Origin of the sequence: Paenarthrobacter sp. Z7-10 (assembly GCF_026932795.1) — a bacterium.
Classification (GTDB): Bacteria; Actinomycetota; Actinomycetes; order Actinomycetales; family Micrococcaceae; genus Arthrobacter_M.
On record NZ_JADPVH010000095.1, the window covers coordinates 1 to 7,852 of the forward strand.

Here is a 7,852-nt window from a genome sequence, read left to right on the forward strand (position 1 = left end):
GTCGCACGGATCTGGCGCCGTTGGAAGATCCAGCCGCACCGGATTGAGACGTTCAAGTTCTCCACCGACCCGGCCCTGGAAGCCAAGCTCCGGGACGTGGTGGGCCTGTATATGTCACCGCCGGAAAACGCGGTGGTGGTAAGCATCGATGAGAAGACCCAGATCCAGGCCCTCTCCCGCACGGGCCCGGGCCAGCCGCTGTCCCCGACCCACCCGCTCCAGCAGACCCACGATTACAAGCGCAACGGGACGACGACGTTGTTCGCGGCCCTGGAGGTCCTCACCGGCAAGCTCAGCGCGAACGCCTTCTACCAGAAACACACGAACGTGGAATTCGTCGATTTCCTGGGCCGGGTCTCAGAGGCCCATCCCGGGGTTGAGCTGCATGTCATCTGCGACAATTACGCCACTCATAAGCATCAGAACGTGAAGGACTGGCTGGCGCAGAACCCCCGGGTGGTCATGCATTTCACCCCGACCAGCTGTTCCTGGCTGAACATGGTGGAGATCTTCTTCGGGATCATCACCCGTCAGTGCCTCAAACGCGGAACGTTCGCCTCAGTGAAGGATCTGGAAGAAGCCATGGAACAGTACATCAAGAACTACAACAAGGACGCCAAACCATTCACCTGGACCAAGTCAGCGGAGTACCTCTTAGGAAAGATGAAACGCAAACAAACCATTAACACGGAACACTAGGACCCCGCTCCGTGAAACGGACTGCGCTGCTCAAGTGTCAGGCGGTCAGCGCGGTCCAGCAAATTGGCCGCGACGGGATCCGGTTCAAGCCGGGCGCGCATCCGCAACACCTGCGGCAGCCACCAGAGGTCGTTGCGTTGGCAGGCGGCCGCCTCCGCCGCGCCCAGGACCGCCCGGGCCGATTCGTCCTGGCCGTCGTGAATCAACCGATCCGCCAGCAAGCTCAGCCAATACGGCATTCGGGCAAAGGAACCGCTCGAGCGCAATTGCGCAATGCCGGTCCGCATGGCGTGCACCCCGGGTGGGCCGCCCATCAGCCAGCCCTCCAAAATGAGTCCCCACTGACCGTAATACGCGAAATCGTACCGGCTGCAGAGCTGCCGCAGCTCCCGGGCGGAGGCCGCGAGCGACTCCGCAGCCACGCCCTGCCGCTCGCCGGACCCTGACGGCGAACCGCCGGCACGGATTTGATGCAGAACCGCAGCATAGGCGAGGGCAACCGCCTGACTGTAGGGATGCCCAACTGACGCGCCCTGTCCAATGCGTCGGCCGCCAACCGCTGGGCGCCGTCGTCGTCCCCGGCAAGCCAGTAGGCATGCGCGGACCATGCGCGCGCGTGCACCTCGACCCGGGTCCCCAAAATGTACGAATAGCCATCCGGGGACAAAGAGCAGGCAAGATCGAAATGGTGGATGGCCTCTCCGGCGTGGCCGAGGCTGGTGGCCGCCCCGGCATACGCAAAGTGCGCCTGCCCCGCGAGGTCCGGGAATGCCTTGGACAACTCAAGCGCCCGGGCACCAATGCGGTGAGCCAGGGCCGTTTCGCCCTGGACGAAGGTGGCCGCAAACAGCCCTATAAGACCCGCCAGCCGAATATGCGGACGGCCCAGCCGGTCGGCAAGTTCCACCATCCGTTCCACCGTCCGCCGCAATTGCACGGACGCATAGCCCCGCAGCGCGGTCAACGGCGCCGGCATCTTCTGCAGCACCAGGAGCTCGAGATCATCCGTTTCCGTCCCCTGGGGCAGCTGCACAATAAAATCCAGGCACCGCTGGTAGTCCTTCAGTGCCTGCGCGTTGGCGAAAATCCGGGTGGAGACGTCACCGGCACGCGCGAAGTAGTGCAGGGCGCGCGCCGGCGACCCGGCCTTTCGGTACTGCTCTGCCAATTGGGCGGCCACCGCGTCAGTGCTGCCGGAATGCAGCACTTCCAAGGCTTGTGCCAGCCGCCGGTGCAGCAGCCACCGCTGCGGCGGGCTCACCGACTCATACGCCGTTTGCCGCAGCAGGTCGTGCGCAAAATCATAACCGCCCGGCTGTTCGCGGATGATCCTGTGGCGCCATAATTCGTCCACGGCCCGCACCAGCGCCTGTTCGGTCATTCCGCCGGACTGGGCCAGTAGATCGAGGCTGAACTCCCTGCCCACCCCGGCAGCGAGTCCCGCAACCTCGCGCGCGACCGGCGAGGACTGCTCCATCCGGCGACGCAGCACGGCGCCCACATCTGTCGCGCCGGTCAATGCAGAAGCCAGGCCATCCCCGTCCCGTCCGCGCGCAGCTTCGACAATGTAGAGCGGATAGCCGCCCGTCGCGGCATGCAGCAACGCCCCCTCCTGGGTCTGCACCGCCCTGCCGCTCACCGCCTCAGCCAGTTCCGCAGTGTTCAGAGAATCGAGGGGCGTCAGTTCGACGTCGATTACCCAACCAGCCGACCGCAGGGCGCGCAGCAGCGCCACGATCCCCGCGTTGTCCTCCAGTTCCCCGGAGCGTGCCGTGGCCGCGACCAACAGTGGCGCCTCAGGTGCGTAGTCCAGCAGAAAGCCAAGCCAATTCATTGTTTCCTCATCGCACCATTGAAGGTCGTCGAGGATCAGCAGCGTCGGCCGGCCCGAGGCGAGGACAGCCTGCGCCAGACCCTCAAAGAACTGGTGCCGCTGCCAAGCGTCGATCAGGGCGTTGGCCGCGCTGACGCTGGCGGCCGGGCCAATTCCTTCGGGTCCGGCGTTCCCGGCGGTGGCGCCGTTCCCGGCGGTTCCGGCGGGCCCGGCGGTTGCGCCATTCCCAGCGGTTACGCCGGTTGCGCCGCTCCCAGCGTAGCCAGCGGTCCCGGCGTTGGCGGTGGTTGGCAGAAGCCGGGACACTTCCCCGCCCCAGGTTGCGTCCATGGTCTCGGCCACGGCCCGAAAATCCGGAGAGCGCAGCCACCCCGCCACGGGAGCGAGGGCAATCCGTCCGGATCCCGCATAGCAGCGGCTGCCCGCCGTCACGGCCCGCTGCGCCCGGACCGTCGTGGCCAGGGCCGCGACCAGGCGGCTCTTGCCCACACCGGCGTCGCCTGAGACGACAACCATTCTCGGCTGGCCTGATGCTGCCCGCTGCCACAGCGCCGCCAGCAGGGCTTCTTCCCGCTCCCGGCCGATCAGCGGAATATCGCGCGGGCGGGGCCCGGCCCAGTCCACCGCCGGTGGACCGGGTGCCGCGGCCATTGATGGACTCGGACCCGCAGCCCCGGATGCCGTCGTCGTCGGTCCTTCACCCTCCGCTGGCCGTCCTGACTCCGTCGCTCCCGTCCTCAGCGCTTTTGGCTTACCGCCCCGCGTCACTCCCGTCGTCGGCACTCCTGGCTTCCCGCCTGGCGTCGCTCGACCTCCCCGCGTCGCTCGGAACGCCGTCGGCGCTCCCAGCGTCGCGCCCGCCGCCGCCGCCGCCGTCGACGCCGCCGGCGGGGCGGTCGGCGAAGCTCCTTTGACAGCCCGGTCGGGAGCCGTTCCCAGCAGGCGCTGTGCCAGCGCACGTGTCCGTGTTCCCGGATCGATGCCAAGTTCCTGCTCCAGCACAGATGCACATCGGTGATAGGTCCGCACCGCCGCCGCCGTGTCGCCCGATTCAGCCTGCAGACTCATTAACGCCTGATAGCCGGCCTCCTCCAGCGGCTCCAGCTGGATGCGGCGCCGCATCGCGCCGATCGCCGTCGAACTATCGCCCAAGTTCCGGGCAGCAGCCGAGGCCAGATCACACAGCTCGATGCAGTGCCGCCGGAGCGTCTCGCGCTCCTCTAAAACCCATTCTTCATACAGGCCCGGCAACAGGTCACCCTTGTAGGCGTCTATGGCCGCGCATGCGTGCTCAAGCAGCGCGGGGCTGTTGCCCGCGGCGTCATACTCCAGCGCCTGAGCGCGTTCCACTTCGAAGTGCCGGACATCGACGAAGCACCCGCCGTCATCGTTCCAGCTCAGCGCGGCACCTTCGGCCTGCAGGGCCGTCTCCATTCCCGGAAGCTGGCGGAGATGATGCAGTTCGCGGCGCAGGTTGGTCCGGGCCTGGGACTCACTCGAATCAGGCCAGAGCAGGCAGGCGAGCTGCACACGCGGCTGGGCACGGCCGGCGTGCAGGGCAAGATAGATCAAAATTTCCAGTGCACGGGCGGACGCTGCCGGCGGCGTCGACGAAGCGCCCTGGACGGACACGCGCTGCTCACCCAGCGCATGGACACGCAGCATGTCACCCCCACCCTCCGGTGGTCGAATAGTCGCCCCGGCCGGCCAGTGCCTCAGTGGCGGACGCCGCGGCAAGGCGCCCACCATGCAACGGCCGGTTTGGTGTCCTCATTTTGGCACAGTGGCGGCCCGCCAACAACAGACCGGTCTCCGGCCCAGCGTGTGAGGCGGTCATCGGGCCCGGGACCATCGGCAGGGCCGGCGCCCAGACGGTTTCCGGAGCTGCTCGTCATATGACTGAGGACCCCCACCCACAGGTGGAGGTCCTCAGTTTACGAACTTACGCTTCGCCGCAGCGGGTGCGGCCAGCGCGGCTGCTAGTTGCCCGTGAGCTTCTCGCGCAGCGCAGCCAATGCCTCATCCGAAGCCAAGGTACCGGCACCGGTTTCGGCGACGGCGGGCTCGGAGGAGTAGCTGGTCGACGACGACGAACCGGAGTCGCTGTCACTGGTACCCGAAGCAGCAGCGTCGTCCTCGGCCGCATGGGCCACGACCTGCTTCTTGTGGGATTCCCAACGGGCCTGAGCATCAGCGTACTGCTGCTCCCAGACCGCACGCTGCGACTCGTAGCCTTCAAGCCACTCGTTGGACTCCGGGTCGAAGCCCTCCGGGTACTTGTAGTTGCCCTCTTCGTCGTACTCCGCGGCCATACCGTACAGGGCCGGATCGAACTCGGTGCTGTCGGCGTCGACACCCTCGTTGGCCTGCTTGAGGGACAGCGAGATGCGGCGGCGTTCCAGGTCGATGTCGATGACCTTGACGAACAGCTCGTCGCCCACGGAGACAACCTGCTCGGCCAGCTCCACGTGGCGCACGGCCAGCTCGGAGATGTGCACCAGACCCTCGATGCCGTCCTCGACGCGGACAAACGCGCCGAACGGAACCAGCTTGGTGACCTTACCCGGCACAACCTGCCCGAGAGCATGCGTGCGGGCGAAGGTCTGCCACGGGTCTTCCTGCGTGGCCTTGAGCGAGAGCGAAACACGCTCGCGGTCCAGATCCACCTCGAGCACCTCGACGGTGACTTCCTGGCCAACCTCGACAACCTCGGAGGGGTGGTCAATGTGCTTCCAGGACAGCTCCGAAACGTGCACCAGACCGTCTACGCCGCCCAGGTCCACGAAGGCACCGAAGTTGACGATGGAGGAAACGACGCCGGGACGGACCTGACCCTTTTCCAGCTTGTTGAGGAACGTGGAGCGAACCTCGGACTGAGTCTGTTCCAGCCAGGCACGGCGGGAGAGCACAACGTTGTTGCGGTTCTTGTCCAGCTCGATGATCTTCGCTTCGATCTGCTGGCCAATGTACGGAGCCAAGTCGCGGACCCGACGCATCTCGACCAGCGACGCGGGCAGGAAGCCGCGCAGGCCGATATCGAGGATAAGACCACCCTTGACGACCTCGATGACGGTACCGGCAACGACACCATCCTCTTCCTTGACCTTCTCGATGTCGCCCCAGGCACGCTCGTACTGCGCGCGCTTCTTGGACAGAATCAGCCGGCCTTCTTTGTCTTCCTTGGTCAACACCAGGGCTTCGACGAGATCGCCAACGGAGACAACGTCCCCGGGATCAACATCGTGCTTGATGGACAGTTCACGGGAAGGGATGACACCTTCGGTTTTGTAACCGATGTCGAGCAGAACTTCGTCGCGGTCAACCTTAACGACCGTACCTTCGACGAGATCTCCGTCGTTGAAGTACTTGATGGTGGCGTCAATAGCTGCGAGGAAGTCCTCAGCCGTTCCGATGTCGTTCAGGGCGACGACGGGGGCGCTGGTCTTCTCGGGGGTCGTGATGGTCATGTAGTAGGGACTCCGATGTGGATAGATGATTGGATGCGCGCACTACGCGCCCGTTTAGTCTAGTCGCATCGCGGAATGAATGGCAAAAGTACGACGGCGGTCAAAGGCCGTCCGGTCAGCCGAAGGTTCGCCGGTATGACGGCGGTCAATGGCCGTCCGGTCAGCAGGACATCCGTGGGTGCGACGGCGGTCAAAGGCCCTCCGGCCAGCCCAAGGTTCGTGGGCGCATGACCTAAAAGTCCGTGCGGCAACGCGGTGGCAATGGCGTCCCGAAGAGCCTGTCGAATTCGGCGGCGGCGCCGACTCTACGTTCGGTAATGGTTCCCGCAGCCGCGAGGATCTGGGCCGGAATTCCGGCCAGGTACAAGGAGCTTAGCTCGGCGATGCCCAGCTCCAGCTCCGCTTGGGCCGGTTCCTCCAGCCCGGTGACAGTTCCGGATCCTTTCGCCACATCCAACCGGTAAACCCCCTGCGCAAGCGAGAGCGGGTCGTTGACCTTGAGGGTGATGGAGCCATCCGTCCAGTAGTACCGGGCGCCAAGGGCCGCCGCCACGTCGAGGATGCGCAGCCACAGATGGTCCTCCACGCCTTTCACCTCGTAACCACGTTTGTCCGTCAGCGCCCATTCCAGCGGATCGTCCATCGGCGCACGTTTCCAGCTGACCCGCTCCACCAGATCAATCGATCCCAGGTAGCCCCACAGTGCAAGGTAGGCCTGCGGCGTGGTGGCCAGGAGATCCCGAACCGCAACTGTTGCTGGCGTCTTGTCCCAGCCAGTGAACTTGTAGGCGACGTAGCCGTCGAGGACGCCGTCGGCCCCGTAGTGGACGGCCGCACGGACGTTCTTATCCGGTTCGGGATGATCATAGGTCCAGGCCCCGGAAGCCAGGTAGCGGTAGGCGTCCTGGCGTCCGATGGAACCGAACGTGGTGGCATGGAGCTGTTCGAAGAGTTCCGGTTCAAGGTCCTTCAGCACCTGCGGGTCGGCGATATCCACCATGCCGCTTTTCGTGGAGCCCTTGAGCGAGAACTTCGGGCCTGAGTCAACCTGAATACTTCGGTAGTGCGTGGCCGGTCCAAAGCCGAAGCGGCCATATATTGTCGCTTCGGAGGCAGTCAGTGCAGCCACCGCAACGCCGTCGGCCTGGGCTTGGCGCAGATCAGTGCCGATCACCTTCCGCAGGATTCCACGGCGGCGGTGCGTCCCCCGGACTGTGACGGCGGTGATGAGGTGTGCCGGCAGCAGCGTGCCGTTTCCAACATTGAGGGTCTTGCGATGCGTTGCGTAGGTGGCCACCGGATACTCGGCATCCCACCCGCGCTCCGGAGCACGGCTGGCGTACGCACCCCAGAGGATCCGCCCGTCCTTTTCCTCCGACTCAACGAACTTTTCGATCGCCGCAGTGTCTCCAGCGCCGTCGTGGAAACCCAACATGACCGCATGCACCCATTTTACGGTGGCTGGATCGACGCCATCCGAGCCCTTACGGACCGGGAAACTCCGGATTTCGTAGGGAAAATTCTCACTGGGGTCAACGTTGACAGTCACGAGGGTTAACCCTAGTAGATCAGCAGCGGAGGCGACAATGAGGCGTGGGCCGGCACCCCAATGGACCGGTGGAACCACGATTTGGGAACGGCATCGGTGTCGGTGTTGCGGCTGGTTTTCCATCTTTTCCACGGTTTGCCACAATGTTGTTCGTTTGGACGGGACGTCGCGTTATTTTGTCGGACCCCTCTGGCAGAGTGGGGTTATGGACGGATCCGAGGATCAGGCACTGGCAGCAGCGATCGCGGCCGTGACCCTGCCCCGTGTCCCGGCCTTTGACCCCTCCGATCCCGTACACCGGTT

5 protein-coding genes are annotated in these 7,852 nt (G+C 65.0%); 1 reads left to right on the forward strand and 4 read right to left on the reverse strand.

All coding sequences use genetic code 11. The features are described from left to right. On the forward strand, positions 1–699 hold a 699-nt coding region (locus IV498_RS18085), incomplete at its 5' end, for an IS630 family transposase (protein WP_269048469.1). Here IV498_RS18085 and IV498_RS18090 read toward each other — a convergent pair. The 4 genes from IV498_RS18090 to IV498_RS18105 all read right to left on the reverse strand — a co-directional run bounded on the left by IV498_RS18090 (position 696) and on the right by IV498_RS18105 (position 7,549). Continuing rightward, on the reverse strand, positions 696–1,013 hold the full coding sequence (locus IV498_RS18090) for a hypothetical protein (protein ID WP_269048470.1): 318 nt from the start codon (positions 1,011–1,013) through the stop codon (positions 696–698). The two genes, IV498_RS18085 and IV498_RS18090, sit on opposite strands and share 4 nt — an antisense overlap. Next, the gene (locus IV498_RS18095) at positions 1,013–4,198 is read right to left on the reverse strand and encodes an AAA family ATPase (protein ID WP_269048471.1); all 3,186 of its coding nucleotides are present in this window, start codon (positions 4,196–4,198) and stop codon (positions 1,013–1,015) included. Before IV498_RS18095 ends, IV498_RS18090 begins: the two co-directional genes overlap by 1 nt. Positions 4,199–4,512: 314 nt before the next feature. Further along, entirely contained in the window at positions 4,513–6,000 is a 1,488-nt protein-coding gene (rpsA, locus tag IV498_RS18100) for a 30S ribosomal protein S1 (RefSeq protein WP_269048472.1), read from the reverse strand. Between the two features lie 232 nt (positions 6,001–6,232). Continuing rightward, positions 6,233–7,549 carry a GNAT family N-acetyltransferase gene (locus IV498_RS18105; protein ID WP_269048473.1) on the reverse strand — a complete coding sequence of 439 codons (1,317 nt, stop codon included), beginning with the start codon at positions 7,547–7,549 and terminating at the stop codon, positions 6,233–6,235. Between the last annotated feature and the right edge of the window lie 303 nt (positions 7,550–7,852).